Here is a 13,369-nt window from a genome sequence, read left to right as displayed (position 1 = left end):
CGATCGCGTGCTGGTGGTGCCTGGCCGGCGAGGTCTGACCCCGTCGGCGGGTGTGCCGTGTCTGGCCGTACCCGGCGGCGGGCCGTGCCATGCGGTGCGCGATACCGGGCCGGTACCGGCGCACCGCGCCTTTCGCGTCGGGCACCTCATCGTGCCCGGCACGTCACGTCGTCAGGTCCGGCGCCCCGGCCTACCGGTGACGCCCCGCCCGTGACGCCCTGCCCCCGCGGCCCTCGTCCGATGGGCCGCCGGTCGTGCCCGGTCGGTCTGCGCCGCCGGACGGCCGCCCGGAACTCGGGCTGCGGTCGGACACCGTCCGGGTACAGGGCCCCCGGGGTGAACGCCGCGGACCGCCGCCAGGTCACGCCCGCCGTCGCTACGGCTGGTCGCGCTCGGGCCGCCGGGCGGTCGTGCCGCCTCCGCCGACAGCATCACGGAGGGCTTCGCCAGGGCTCTGGTGCCGTCCGGGGTCCGAGCCCGGCTCCGGTGCCGCTGGGGCCGGGGCCCGGTCGCGCTCGGCCGCTCGGCCCGGTGGACGGGGACGGGGACGGGGACGGAGATGGTCGAACCGGTGCTCGACCGGCGCCAGGATACGGTGCGGGGGTCGCGGCGTCTGTACCCGGTGGCCCCGTGAACCGCGACGCAACCGCTGTGACCAGCAGAGACCGAGGAGTTGCATGTCCACCATCAGCCGGCTGCCCGGGATTGTCACGACCGACCACGTCTTCCAGATCCCGCTCGACCATGCCGCGTCGGAGGGCGAGCAGATCGAGGTGTACGCCCGCGAGGTGGTGGCCTCGGGCCGCGAGCGGGACGACCTGCCCTGGCTGCTCTTCCTCCAGGGCGGGCCCGGCGGCAAGGCCGCCCGTCCGCTCGGCCGGGACGCCTGGCTGGAGCGCGCCCTGGACGACTACCGGGTGCTGCTGCTCGACCAGCGCGGCACCGGACGGTCCACGCCCGCGACCAGGCAGACCCTCGCCCGGCGCGGCGGCCCGCAGGAGCAGGCGGACTACCTGGCCCACTTCCGCGCGGACTCGATCGTCCGGGACGCCGAGCTGATCCGCCACCGGCTGCTCGGCGCCGACCGGCGGTGGAGCGTGCTCGGCCAGAGCTTCGGCGGCTTCTGCACCCTCACCTACCTCTCCTTCGCCCCCGAGGGGCTGACCGAGGCCTTCATCACCGGCGGTCTCTCCGGCCTCGGCAGCTCGGCCGACGACGTCTACCGCGCCGCCTACCCGCGCGTCGTCCGCAAGAACGAGGACCACTACGCCCGCTTTCCCCAGGACGTGGAGGCGGTGCGACGGATCGCCGCCCACCTCGCCGACTCCCCCGCCACGCTGCCCGACGGCGGGCAGCTCACCGTCGAGGCCTTCCAGGTGCTCGGGATGATGCTCGGCGGCGGCAGCGGCTCCGGGACCCTGCACTACCTGCTGGAGGAGGCCTGGGTGGAGGGCCCGACCGGGGCCGAGCTCTCCGACACCTTCCTGGCCGGTGTCCAGGCCAAGCTGTCCTTCGCCGAGGGCCCGCTGTACGCCGTGCTGCACGAGTCGATCTACGGCCAGCGTTCGGTGGACCAGGGCGGCACCGCCTGGTCGGCCGAGCGGGTCCGCAAGGAGTTCCCACAGTTCGACGCTCGGGCCGCGCTGGCGTCCGGCGCGCCGGTGCTGTTCACCGGGGAGATGATCTACCCCTGGATGTTCGACACCGACCCGGCGCTGCGCCCGCTGAAGGAGACCGCGGACCTGCTCGCCGCCCGCACCGACTGGCCCGACCTCTACGACCCGGCGCGACTGGCCGCCAACACCGTGCCCGTCGTGGCGGCGGTCTACCACGACGACATGTACGTGGACACCGCCGACTCACTGGAGACCGCCCGCGCGGTGCGCGGCCTGCGGGCCTGGGTCACCAACGAGTGGGAGCACGACGGCCTGCGGGCCAGCGGCGGCAAGGTGCTGGACCGGCTGATCAAGATGGCGCACGGCGAGGCGTAGCGGCCTTCCGGCTGGCGGGGCGGCGAGCGAATCAGTGCGCACGGTGGGACCCCCTCGCCGCCTGCCGGGTGCCCCGGCACCGGTGGAGCCCGGTGCCGGACCGGACGGCGACCGGGATGCAGGCCCCCGCCCGGCCGAGCCGCACGCCCCGGGCGGGCCGTGCACCGGCGACCGGACCATGCCCGGAGGCCGGGAGCAGGGCGACCGGTGCGGAACCGCTGTCGTCCGGCTTCGGCCCGCCGGAACCACCGGGACCGCGACCGGTCGGGGCCGCTCCCGTGGCCCCGACCTTCCGGCGGCCGCCCCGCCGCCGTCGGCGTGCACCACCGGCCGGGCGGGACCGCTCCCCGGGTGAGCCGCCCGGGCCCTGATCGGGCGCCGGCACCGGGGCCGGCTCGCCGTCGGGCCCGGGCTTGGGCGCGGACCCGGGCTGCGAGGCGGCCGTTCGCCCCTCGCGTCGCCGCCGCTGGGCGTCGACCGCGGACAGCAGCGGCCCGGGCGTCATGCCGTCGTTCATCGACTCGTACAGCAACTCGGCCAGCAGATAACCCGGGGAGAGCCGAAGGACGTGACCGAGCACCACCCGGGCGGTGGCCATGTCCCCCGCGACCCAGGAGGCCCAGGCCAGCAGGGTGAGCGGGGCCACCGCACAGCCCTCGTACGGTGGCACGGCCCGCCGGGCGAGGAAGCGCCAGAGCCGCTCGGCGGGGGCGAGCTCGTCGGGGCGGACGTACTCGACGCCGCGATCCCTGGTGAGGCGGTCCCGCAGGGCGAACAGCAATCGGGCCGTCCGCTCCTCGTCGAGCTCCCGGGCACCGGCCGCGAACTCGGCGAAGGCCTGTTCCAGCAGATCGAGGCCCTGCTCCCGGGAGACCGCCCCCGCGAGGGGCTCGGCGCGGGCCAGCGCCTCGCGCTGCGGGGCGTCCTCCGGCGGGCCGACCGGGGCCAGGCCGCCGACGATCGCCCTCCGGCTGCCGCGCGGCACCAGGCCTGCCACCGTCGCGGCGGCGGCCGCCGGCCCCGGGTCGGGCCCGCGTCGCACCGGATTGCCCGCCGGATCGCAGCAGCCCTCCCGGCGGCAGAGGAAGGACCACCAGCGGCCGTCCGAGACGCACAGCGACTCCTTGACCGCCACTCCCCTGCGCCCGAAGGCCGCGCGCAGGTGGTCGGCCAGCGGCCGCAGACCCTCCGCCGGCGGCGGGGCGTGCGCCGTGACCGAGTCCTGGCAGAGGTAGAGGAGCACTTCGAGCGGCCGGCTGCCGTGCCGCTCGGAGAGGGCGACCAGCAGGGCGGCCGTCTCCTCTGCCGCGGCCGGCCAGTCCGCGGACGAGACCGGGAGGTCCGCCCGGATGACCCCGCCTTGGTGCAGGTCGGGACCCTGGAGACCGACCGCGACGATGCTGTCGTCGGGGTAGAACCCCAGGAGGTAGGGCAACAGTTCGGCCATGTCGGCCGGACCGCGCATGACGACGGGCCGCTGCTCTGAAGCCGGGCCCAGGGACAGGATGACGTGGTCGTTGTTCATCGCGTTCATGGCCGTAAGCGTGGGCGCTATCCGACAACGACTCCGGAACTTTCTTCTTTCCTGTGGATAACTCGGCCCCCGAATTTCCGTTCACTCATTCGGCGCATGCGACACTCACCGCAGAGAGTGGATTTTGGCGACCGTTCAGCGGATCAGCGGATGAAATACACTCGGTCTTCCGCTTCGCCGTCCAGGCCGCATTCGCCCCTTGTCGGCGCCATGGGGTTACATCGACGCCATGAAGCAGCCCGACATCCACACCACCGCCACCGTCGACCGCGCCGAGGTCCGGGCCCGGGCCGAGGCCGTCCTGCGTGAGCTGGCCGGCCCCGCCGCCAGCCTGCGCGAGGACCAGTGGACGGCCATCGAGGCCCTCGTGGTCGACCACCGCCGCGCCCTGGTCGTCCAGCGCACCGGCTGGGGGAAGTCCGCGGTCTACTTCATCGCCACCGCACTGCTCCGCGCCCGCGGCGCCGGGCCGACGGTGATCGTCTCCCCCCTGCTCGCCCTGATGCGCAACCAGGTCGAGTCCGCGGCCCGGGCCGGCATCCACGCCCGGACCATCAACTCGGCCAACACCGAGGAGTGGGACGAGATCCAGGCCGAGGTCGCCGCCGGGAAGGTCGACGTCCTGCTGGTCAGCCCCGAGCGGCTGAACAACCCGGACTTCCGCGACCAGGTGCTGCCCAAGCTGGCCGCCTCCACCGGCCTGCTGGTGGTCGACGAGGCCCACTGCATCTCCGACTGGGGCCACGACTTCCGCCCCGACTACCGCCGGCTGCGCACCATGCTCGCCGACCTGCCACCGCGCGTCCCGGTGCTGGCCACCACCGCCACCGCCAACGCCCGGGTCACCGCGGACGTCGCCGAGCAGCTCGGCACCGGCACCACCGACGAGCACGCCCTGGTGCTGCGCGGTCCGCTCGACCGGGAGAGCCTCACCCTGGGCGTGCTCGCCCTGCCCGATCCGGCGCACCGGCTCGCCTGGCTGGCCGACCACCTCGACCGGCTCCCCGGCTCGGGCATCGTCTACACCCTGACGGTGGCCGCCGCCGAGGAGGTGACGGCCTTCCTGCGCGAGCGCGGCTTCCCGGTCGCCTCCTACTCCGGCCGCACCGAGGACGCCGAGCGCCGCACCGCCGAGGCCGACCTGCTGGCCAACCGGGTCAAGGCGCTGGTCGCCACCTCCGCGCTCGGCATGGGCTTCGACAAGCCCGACCTCGGCTTCGTCGTCCACCTGGGCTCGCCCAGTTCGCCGATCGCCTACTACCAGCAGGTCGGCCGGGCCGGCCGCGGCGTGGACCGGGCCGAGGTGCTCCTGCTGCCCGGGCGCGAGGACGAGGCGATCTGGCGCTACTTCGCCTCGCTCGCCTTCCCGCCCGAGGAGCAGGTGCGGCGCACCATCGACGCGCTCGCCGAGGCCGGCCGCCCGCTCTCCACCGCCGCCCTGGAGCCCCGGGTGGACCTTCGCCGGGCCCGGCTGGAGACCATGCTGAAGGTGCTGGACGTGGACGGCGCCGTCCGCCGGGTCAAGGGCGGCTGGACGGCCACCGGGCAGAGCTGGGCGTACGACACCGCCCGCTACGCCAAGGTCGCCGCCTCCCGGGAGGCGGAGCAGCGGGCGATGCGCGACTATGCGGCGGCCACCGGCTGCCGGATGGAGTTCCTGCGCCGCCAGCTGGACGACGAGCAGGCCGCGCCGTGCGGGCGTTGTGACAACTGCGCGGGCCCGCTGCACACCCCGGAGGTCTCCGCCGAGGCGCTGGCCGCGGCCCGGGCCGCGCTCGGCCGCCCCGGTGTGACCTTCGAGCCGCGCCGGCTCTGGCCGACCGGGATGGACGCGCTCGGGGTGCCGCTGAAGGGCCGGATCCCGGCCGGCGAGCAGGCGGAGACCGGCCGGGCGCTCGGCCGGCTGTCCGACATCGGCTGGGGCAACCGGCTGCGCACCCTGCTCGCCGAGCAGGCGCCTGACGTGCCGGTGCCCGGTGAGGCGGTGGACGCGCTGGTGGCGGTGCTGGCCGACTGGGCGCGCGGCCCGGGCGGCTGGGCCGGGCCCGCGACGACGGAGGGCACCCGGCTGGAGCGGCCGGTCGGCGTGGTGACCATGGCGTCCTCGTCCCGCCCCCAGCTGGTCGGCAGCCTCGGCGCGCGGATCGCCGAGATCGGCCGGCTGCCGCTGCTCGGCCGGATCGAGTACGCGGGCGGGCTGCCGCCGCGCGGGGCCCGCAGCAACAGCGCGCAGCGACTGCACTCGCTGGCCGGGGCGCTGGTCCTACCGCCGGAGCTGGAGCAGGCGGTGGCGGCGGCCGGCGGGCCGGTGCTGCTGGTGGACGACCTCGTGGACTCGGGGTGGACGGTCACCGTGGCCGCCCGGCTGCTGCGCCGAGCGGGAGCCGGCGCGGTGCTCCCGCTGGTCCTGGCGGTGCAGGGGTGAGCCGGCGACGGGTGGCCGCCGCGCTCAGGACCACCTTCACTCGAATGGCCTAACGGAAAGGAGCTGACAGGGCGATTTCGATCACACCGGAGATCCGACCCGAGAAAGGAGTGCCCACCATGTCGACGACGGTCCACCATGCCCTTCACCCGGTGTGGATCAAGGTCGAACGGCGCCTGAACCCCACTCGGGCCGCCGTGGAACATATCCGGCAGAACATGGGCTATCGGGTGACGTTCATCATTTCATCATTGCCGCTCCGGCCCCGTTGCCCCGAGAATTGGGAAGTACCCGAAATCCGGTCCGCTGGGCCCGCCCTTCGGCGTACCCAGGCACCCGCCTGCCCACGGGCCAGGAAGGAGGATCGTGATCAACGGTATCGACCGAGGTCAGCATCTCCTCTCCGGGAGTCCGGCACCCAGACGGCTTCTGGACCTGGAGACCTGGACCGCCTCGGGGATCCCGTTGCTGCGCGATCCGCGCGAGTTCGTCCTGGAACTGCACCAGCGCCACCTGCCCCAACCGGGCACAGTCGTGGTGGCCGTCCTGGACGCGCTCCACCACGTCACCGCCTCGGCCTCGTTCACGCCCTGGCCGCACGACACCGACGGCTGGCAGCACCGGAACGGCCTGCTGGCGCACCTGCGCCGGATCACCCCGCACGACCTGCGACTGCCCGAACCGCACCGGACGGCCGTGCTGCTGCGCTGCCGTGAGGGCGCACCCGGCTGGACGGAGCAGGACGGCGCCTGGATGTGGGCACTGCGGGACGCGACCGGGCTGCACGGGCTGCGCTGCGGCTCGTACATCGGGCTCACGCCGACGGGCTGGCAGATCCTCGGAGACGGACGGGGCGGGCGCAATCCACACGCGGGTTCGTGGGCGGACGGGCCTGTGCACACCGTGACGGAGCTGCCGCCGCGGTCGGTGCTCGACGACGCCCCGCGCAGCCAGCGCGCCCGGCAGCAGGCGGCCGAACAGGCCAAGCGGGTCGACGCTCCGCAGCGCACCCCGCAGGCCGAGCCGCCACGGATCCCCGCGCGGATCGCGGCCGTCGAACCGGGCCGCCGCACCGGCACGCGCTGAGCGGCCCCGAACGGCCGTCACGGGCAGCGGTGTTCCGGTGCCGGCAGGCGCCGAACGCTTCGACGGGCAAGCCCGGGCAACGGTCAACCGGCCAGCGCACCGCGGACGGACTCCGGGCCCGGCACCGTACGGCACCGGGCCCGGAGTGAGGACGGTTGTCGGGCTTCCGGTCAGGCCTTGACCGGGCGCCCCGGTGCGGCTCCGGCCGCCCCCGAGGCAGCCGGGCCGGCGTCTCCGCACACCACCAGCAGGGCGTTCGCGCGGCCGAGCGCCTCGGTGTACGCCTCGGCAGCCCGGGCGGGCGAACCGCCGTTGACCACCAGGACGACCACCTCGCGGCGGACCGGCCGGGTCAGCACGGCGTCGGCGTAGAACACGTCCCCGCCGTCGGCGAGTTGCGCCCAGTAGCGCTCCTCGCCGAAGGAGAGCTCGTGCTGCTGCCAGGGGTGCGGCCCGCCGACGGTGAGCACCAGGACGTCGCCCGGGTCGCGGCCCGAGTCCAGGAGCAGGTCGACCGCCTCGTCGGCGCGGTCCAGTGCCTCGGCCGGGGTGGCGGCGATGCGCTGGACCTCGATCCGCGGCGTGGCGGGGGCCGGGCGACGCGGCGCCGGACCGGGCTTGGGGATCAGGCGCGGCGAGCCCGGGCGGTCGGCACGCGGCGGTGCCGGTCGCGGCGGCGCCGAACGCGGGCCGGGCACCGGGAGCGGCGCGACGGCGGTCGTGGTGGGGGCGGTGGCGGGCGCGCCGCCGTTGGCAGGCGCGTGGAGGGCTTGTGCGTCCGACTCGCGGGGGAAGGGAACGCCGGGGCCCGGGAGGCTCTCGTGAATCTCCGGCTCCTCGGGGAAGACAGGCATACCCGGATATCTATCAAATGCCGGTCGAACGCGCACGGGCGGCCCACCCATTGACCCCTCGACACCCCTCACCCCACCCGGGGCAATTCAAGACGGACCGTCAGAAACCGAGCGTCAACTGTTCGTCGGCGGATCCCTGGCCGGCGCCCGCGACGTCCCGACCGCGCTTCAGATGACGCCACTCGGGCAGTGCGTCCAAGTACGCCCAGGAGAGCCGGTGGTGCTCGGTGGGACCGAACTCCTCCAGCGCGGCGCGGTGCACCGGGGACGGATAGCCGGCATTGTCCGCGAAGCCGTATTCCGGGCGCGCCTCGCCGAGTTCGGCCATCAGCCCGTCACGGTGGACCTTGGCGAGCACCGAGGCGGCGGAGACGCAGATGCAGGACTGGTCGCCCTTGATCACCGTGCGAACCCGCCAGGGGCCACCAAGGTAGTCGTGCTTGCCGTCCAGGATCACCGCGTCGGGCTCGACCGGCAGTGCCTCCAGCGCACGGACGGCCGCCAGCCGCAGGGCCGCCGTCATGCCGAGTTCGTCGCACTCCTGCGGCGAGGCGTGACCGAGCGCGTACGCGGTGACCCAGCCGGCGAGCACCGGCGCGAGGGCCTCGCGGCGCAGCACGGTGAGCAGCTTGGAGTCGGTGAGCCCCTCCGGCGGCTTGCGCAGGCCGGTGACGGCCGCGCCGACGGTGACCGGTCCGGCCCAGGCGCCGCGACCCACCTCGTCCAGCCCGACCACGACCTTGGCACCGGCCCGGCGGAGCGAGCGTTCGACGGAGTGCGTCGGCGGGACGATGGGCATGACGGACTCCGTTCGGCAAAGCAGCCCCGTCGGGCGGAACAGCCCGGTCGGGCGAGGCGGCCCACTCCGATGGGGGCAGCCTCCAGCCTAAGCCAGCTCACGGGCACGCCGGTCCCGCCCGGCGCGGGCCACCTCGGGACCGCCCGACGGCCGCCTGGAAGCGCCACGAGGCCGACCGATCGCCGCCCCGCGGCGCCCCGGCGTCCACCCGCAACCGCCTACGGCTGCCGGACCATCGGCACCAACACGTCGTCCACCAGCCGGGCCGCGAAGTCGGGGGCGAGTCCGCGGTCGAAGACCTTCACCTGGAACATCAGCATCGCCGGGACGACGTCGGCGACCAGCGGGGTGACCGCGTCGGGGCGGACGTCGCCGCGCTCGACGCCGCGACGGAGGATGTCCAGGACGGTGTCCTTGGTCGGCCCGATCACCCGCTGCACGATGAAGTCCTTGAACACCTCGGCCTGCTGTTGGGAGAGTTCGGCCATCAGCGCGTGCAGGGCGGCGCCCGCGCGGGAGCAGATCGCATCCGCGAACACCTCGATGAGCTGCAGCAACTCGGCCCGGGCGGACCCGAGATCGGGAATGCCGTAAGGGCGTGGGAGAGTGGAGTCCAGGGCGTCGATGACGAGTTCGACCTTGGACGCCCAGCGCCGGTAGAGCGCGGCCTTACCGGTCCGCGCCGCAGCGGCGACGCCCTCCATCGTCAGTCGCGCGTAACCGCCGGAGGTGAGCTGGTCGAGCGCGGCCTCGAAGATCGCGTTCTCCAACTCCTTCCCCCGACGCCGTACCGGCCTCGCCAGTGCCTCCCGGGCGACCCGCATCGGGCAGCAGGGTTCGGGCCCGGCCTCCGGTGCCGCCGGGAGCGCGCCGGGCTCCACCATGCCGACGGAGCCCCCAGGGCCCCCCGCCCCGCCAGGGCCCCCGGCCACCCCGGGTTCCACCGGCGCCGACGGCGGCGGACTCCCGTCCTCCGCCGCCCGGGCTGCCGTCCGGCCGGGCTTCCGGTCCGACGACAGGCGCCGTATCAACCGATCCATCGCCACCATCCTTAAGGAACGCTTGCGTTCACTATTGACCCAGGATATCGTCCAGCTTAGTGAACGGCACCGTTCCTTCCCAGTCTGCGCCCTCGCGCAGCAGCACGTTCGGGCCGGCGGATCCGCGACATCCCCGGACGCCCGAGACTCCAAGCTCCAGACACCCAAGCACCCAAGCTCCGGACACCCAAGCACCGAGCACGTAGCCAGCAGGGGGCACATTCGTGGCTATTTCCGACACGCTCAGCAAGAACTCACCACCGACAGGCGACCAGAGCCGCGGGAAGGGCATCACCCTGGCCGTCATCGCGGCCACCCAGCTCATGGTGGTGCTCGACGCGACCATCGTGAACATCGCGCTGCCGGGCATCAAGGACGCGCTGAACTTCTCCACCACCGACCTGTCCTGGGTCATCAACGCCTACACCCTGACCTTCGGCGGGCTGCTGCTGCTCGGCGGTCGCGCGGGTGACATCCTCGGCCGCCGCCGGGTGTTCATCTTCGGCACCCTGCTGTTCGGCCTGGCCTCGCTGCTGGGCGGCTTCGCCCAGGACAGCGGCCTGTTGCTGGCCGCCCGCGCGCTCCAGGGCATCGGTGGCGCGATCTGTTCACCGACCGCCTTCGCCCTGATCGCGACCAACTTCGAGGAGGGGCCGGAACGCAACAAGGCGTTCGGCGTCTTCTCGGCGGTGGCCGGCTCGGGCGCCGCGATCGGCCTGCTGGCGGGCGGCCTGCTCACCGAGTACCTGAACTGGCGCTGGGTGTTCTTCGTCAACGTGCCGATCGCCATCCTGATCGCGATCGCCGCGCCGCGCTACATCACCGAGTCCGAGCGCCACCCGGGCCGTTTCGACATACCCGGCGCGCTCGCCTCGACCCTCGGTCTGGTCAGCCTGGTGTACGGGTTCATCCGGGCCGCCTCGGACGGCTGGTCGGACGGTCTGACGCTCGGTTCCTTCGCGGCCGGCGTGATCCTGCTGGCCGCGTTCGTCGTGATCGAGCGGCGCACCGACCAGCCGATCACCCCGCTGCACCTGTTCGCCGAGCGCAACCGCACCGGCGGCCTGGTGATGATGCTCTGCCTGGCCGCGGCCATGTTCGGCATCTTCTTCTACGTGGTCCTGTTCGTGCAGGGACCGCTCGGTTACAGCCCGCTCAAGGCAGGCGTGTCCTTCCTGCCGATCAGTGTGTCGATCATCATCGCCGCGCAGATCGCCTCGGCCTTCCAGGCCAAGTACGGCCCGAAGCCGTTCATGGCGGGCGGCGCGCTGCTGGTCACCATCGGCCTCACCTGGCTGACCCAGATCCACAAGGACAGCGGTTACCTGGACGGCGTGCTCGCCCCCACGGTGATCTTCGGCTTCGGCATGGGTCTGATCTTCGTCCCGGTGATGCTGCTCTCCGTCGCCGGTGTCCCCGGCGAGGAGACCGGCGCCGCGTCCGGCCTGCTCAACTCGATGCAGCAGATCGGTGGTTCGCTGGGCCTGTCGATCCTGACCACGGTCTTCGCGCACTACGCCGTGCCCGAGTTCAAGGCGCAGCTGCCCGGCTTCTTGAAGGCCGCCTCGCCGGACCAGCTCGCCTACTTCCAGGAGAAGCACGACTTCCCACCGAGTTCCGACGCCGCCAACTCGGTGCTCGCCCAGGGCATCTCGCACGGCTTCATCGTGGGCGCGGCGCTCGCCGGGGTCGCGCTGCTGGTCGCGCTGTTCGTGATCAAGGCGAAGGCCAGCGACCTGCCGAGCGGCGACAACGCCGGCATCGCGATGCACTGACCCGCACCACAGTCGCCACGGGCCGGCCGGGAGCAGCACGCTCCCGGCCGGCCCGACCGCTTTCCCGGCCCGCCCCCGCCTCCGGCCCCGCGCCCGCCCCGCCCCGCGCCCGGATCCGCCCGCTACCAGCTCCCCGCCGAGACCAGGCCGGCCCATTCGCAGGGCCCCCGCCCCGACTGCGACCCCTCCATCAACGGCCGCTCCCGCAGGGCCTGCCGAGCCCCGGCGACCGAGCCGCCAGCCGCGTACCAGGGGCGGGTGTCCTGGTCCAGATCGCGCCGGATCAGCTGCAGCGCACAGGACCGCTGTGGCTCCGGCAGCCGGTCCAGGGCGGGTACCGCGTCCGCCGAGAGGTCGCGGACGTTGCGCAGGTCGATCTGGAGCGACCGCTCGTACCGGGCCACGTTCTGCTCCGCGACCATCGCGTCCGGTCCCATCAGTCCGTACACCGCGACGGTGAGCATGCCGCTGAGGACGACGGCGCGCGGCAGCCAGCCGGCGCCGCGGGTGAGCCCCGCGGTGATCAGCAGCAGGAAGACGACGCCCAGCCAGATCTCGACCACCAGCACCCACAGCCGCAGCCGGGTGAGGCCGGAGGCGTCCACGTAGAACCACATCCGGCCGAGCGCCGAGGCGACCACGACCAGCGCGAGCAGGCAGAGCAGCCCGAGCAGGATCCGGACCAGCCGGCGGTCGGCCGGTGTGGTGCGCGGGGCCCAGCGCCTGGCGACGGCCACCACGACCAGGGTCAGCACGGTGATCACGCTCAGCTGCCAGAAGCCCTGACGGGCGTACGCGGAGCGGCTCATCCCGGTGTTGCTCAGCACGGCGTCCGCGCCCCCGAGCACCACCACCGCCTGGATCACCGCGAAGGCGCCGAACATCAGGTTGAGCGCGACGAGGGGCAGCGCCCACTCCAGCCGTCGCCGTTCCCGCCCCGGGCGGATCACCAGGCGGTCCCAGCGGCGCGGACCGGCCGCGATGTGCGCGAAGCCCAGCGCGGCGAGCGTCCCGAGTCCGCACAGCAGCCCGCGCAGCGGCAACTGGTGGACGTCGAGGCTGGGGGTGAGCCCGGCCAGCAGGTCCGCCATGGCGGCGTCGGCACTGGCGAACAGCAGGCCGAAGACGGTCAGCAGGACGGCGGCGACCGCGAGCGCCTTGAGCACCGGGACGATCCGGCCGCGGCCGGGCAGTGGCCGGCCCTCCAGGCCTTGCCAGAGCCAGGCCACGCCCGGCATCAGCTGCCAGAGAAGGGCGGGCAGCGCGAACAGCACCCCCGGCCAGCGGCGACCGCCGTGCAGGGCCAGCGAGGCCAGGCCCAGTGCGCAGCCGGCGGCCAGCAGCGCGGGCCAGCCCGCGTCCCACCGGGCCGGGACGGCGAGCAGGGCGAGGGCCAGCAGGCTCCAGACGGCCGTCCAGGGCCGGATCCGGCGGCCGGCCGCCCGGGCGACGAGCCCGGCGGCGACGGCCGTGGCGGCGCCGCAGATCAGCAGGTTGGCACCTATCCCGTCGTACAGCAGCCAGGCCGTCAGCAGACCGGTGAGCAGGGCGAACAGCAGGACCCTGGGGGTGGCCGCCGCCTGCCGCTCGGGGTCGGTGGCGCGCAGCCGGCTCCCGACTGAGGGCACGGGGACGCCGGGCGAGCGGTACGGGCCACCGGGCCGGTACGGGTCGAACGACTCGGGATCGAACGACTCGGGGCCGGACGGCGCCCCCGGATCGAACGACGGTCCCGAACCCGGCGACGGCCCTGGGCCGGGCGCGGGTTGTGGATCGGTCGGGGCAGGCGTGGACGGGCCTGGCATGGCTCCCCCTCGGTGGTCGGCGGGCAGGCGGAAGCCGTCCTCCGGACGGTCCGCGGGCGG

General features: G+C 74.1%; 9 protein-coding genes. 4 read left to right on the top strand and 5 right to left on the bottom strand.

Annotation, left to right across the window (positions count from 1 at the left end):
* Positions 1-677: 677 nt before the first annotated feature.
* Positions 678-1,991, top strand: coding sequence for an alpha/beta fold hydrolase (locus ACZ3YL_RS31305; protein WP_465660581.1), 1,314 nt, complete (start codon positions 678-680; stop codon positions 1,989-1,991).
* 31 nt (positions 1,992-2,022) lie between these two features.
* On the opposite strand, the gene ACZ3YL_RS31300 is transcribed toward ACZ3YL_RS31305, so the two are convergent.
* Positions 2,023-3,525: a DUF4192 domain-containing protein gene (locus ACZ3YL_RS31300; protein WP_465660579.1), complete on the bottom strand. Its 1,503-nt coding sequence runs from the start codon at positions 3,523-3,525 to the stop codon at positions 2,023-2,025.
* A 229-nt stretch (positions 3,526-3,754) separates the two neighbouring features.
* Between ACZ3YL_RS31300 and ACZ3YL_RS31295 the strand changes: the two genes are divergently transcribed.
* Together ACZ3YL_RS31295 and ACZ3YL_RS31290 are read left to right on the top strand one after the other, a co-directional pair.
* Entirely contained in the window at positions 3,755-5,950 is a 2,196-nt protein-coding gene (locus tag ACZ3YL_RS31295) for a RecQ family ATP-dependent DNA helicase (RefSeq protein WP_465660577.1), read from the top strand.
* A 366-nt stretch (positions 5,951-6,316) separates the two neighbouring features.
* Positions 6,317-7,036 carry a hypothetical protein gene (locus ACZ3YL_RS31290; RefSeq protein WP_188307357.1) on the top strand — a complete coding sequence of 240 codons (720 nt, stop codon included), beginning with the start codon at positions 6,317-6,319 and terminating at the stop codon, positions 7,034-7,036.
* 170 nt (positions 7,037-7,206) lie between these two features.
* Here the strand turns inward: ACZ3YL_RS31290 and ACZ3YL_RS31285 are convergent, their stop codons facing one another.
* From ACZ3YL_RS31285 to ACZ3YL_RS31275, 3 genes are all read right to left on the bottom strand, one after another.
* A complete protein-coding gene (locus ACZ3YL_RS31285) occupies positions 7,207-7,890 on the bottom strand; it encodes a hypothetical protein (RefSeq protein ID WP_465660575.1) in 684 nt (227 codons plus the stop codon).
* 100 nt (positions 7,891-7,990) lie between these two features.
* Positions 7,991-8,689 (bottom strand): ribonuclease HII, encoded by a 699-nt coding sequence (locus ACZ3YL_RS31280; RefSeq protein WP_465660573.1) that lies wholly within the window; start codon positions 8,687-8,689, stop codon positions 7,991-7,993.
* Between the two features lie 218 nt (positions 8,690-8,907).
* The gene (locus tag ACZ3YL_RS31275) at positions 8,908-9,459 is read right to left on the bottom strand and encodes a TetR-like C-terminal domain-containing protein (RefSeq protein WP_465660571.1); all 552 of its coding nucleotides are present in this window, start codon (positions 9,457-9,459) and stop codon (positions 8,908-8,910) included.
* A gap of 494 nt (positions 9,460-9,953) precedes the next feature.
* Between ACZ3YL_RS31275 and ACZ3YL_RS31270 the strand changes: the two genes are divergently transcribed.
* The gene (locus ACZ3YL_RS31270) at positions 9,954-11,504 is read left to right on the top strand and encodes an MFS transporter (protein ID WP_411292966.1); all 1,551 of its coding nucleotides are present in this window, start codon (positions 9,954-9,956) and stop codon (positions 11,502-11,504) included.
* 122 nt (positions 11,505-11,626) lie between these two features.
* Here ACZ3YL_RS31270 and ACZ3YL_RS31265 read toward each other — a convergent pair whose 3' ends face one another.
* Positions 11,627-13,132: a DUF4153 domain-containing protein gene (locus ACZ3YL_RS31265; RefSeq protein WP_465660570.1), complete on the bottom strand. Its 1,506-nt coding sequence runs from the start codon at positions 13,130-13,132 to the stop codon at positions 11,627-11,629.
* Positions 13,133-13,369 lie beyond the last annotated feature (237 nt).

This window comes from Kitasatospora sp. NPDC023176, assembly GCF_055560495.1.
The sequence above is the reverse complement of the archived record's forward strand: the minus strand, read 5'-3'. Positions and strand labels throughout refer to the sequence as shown.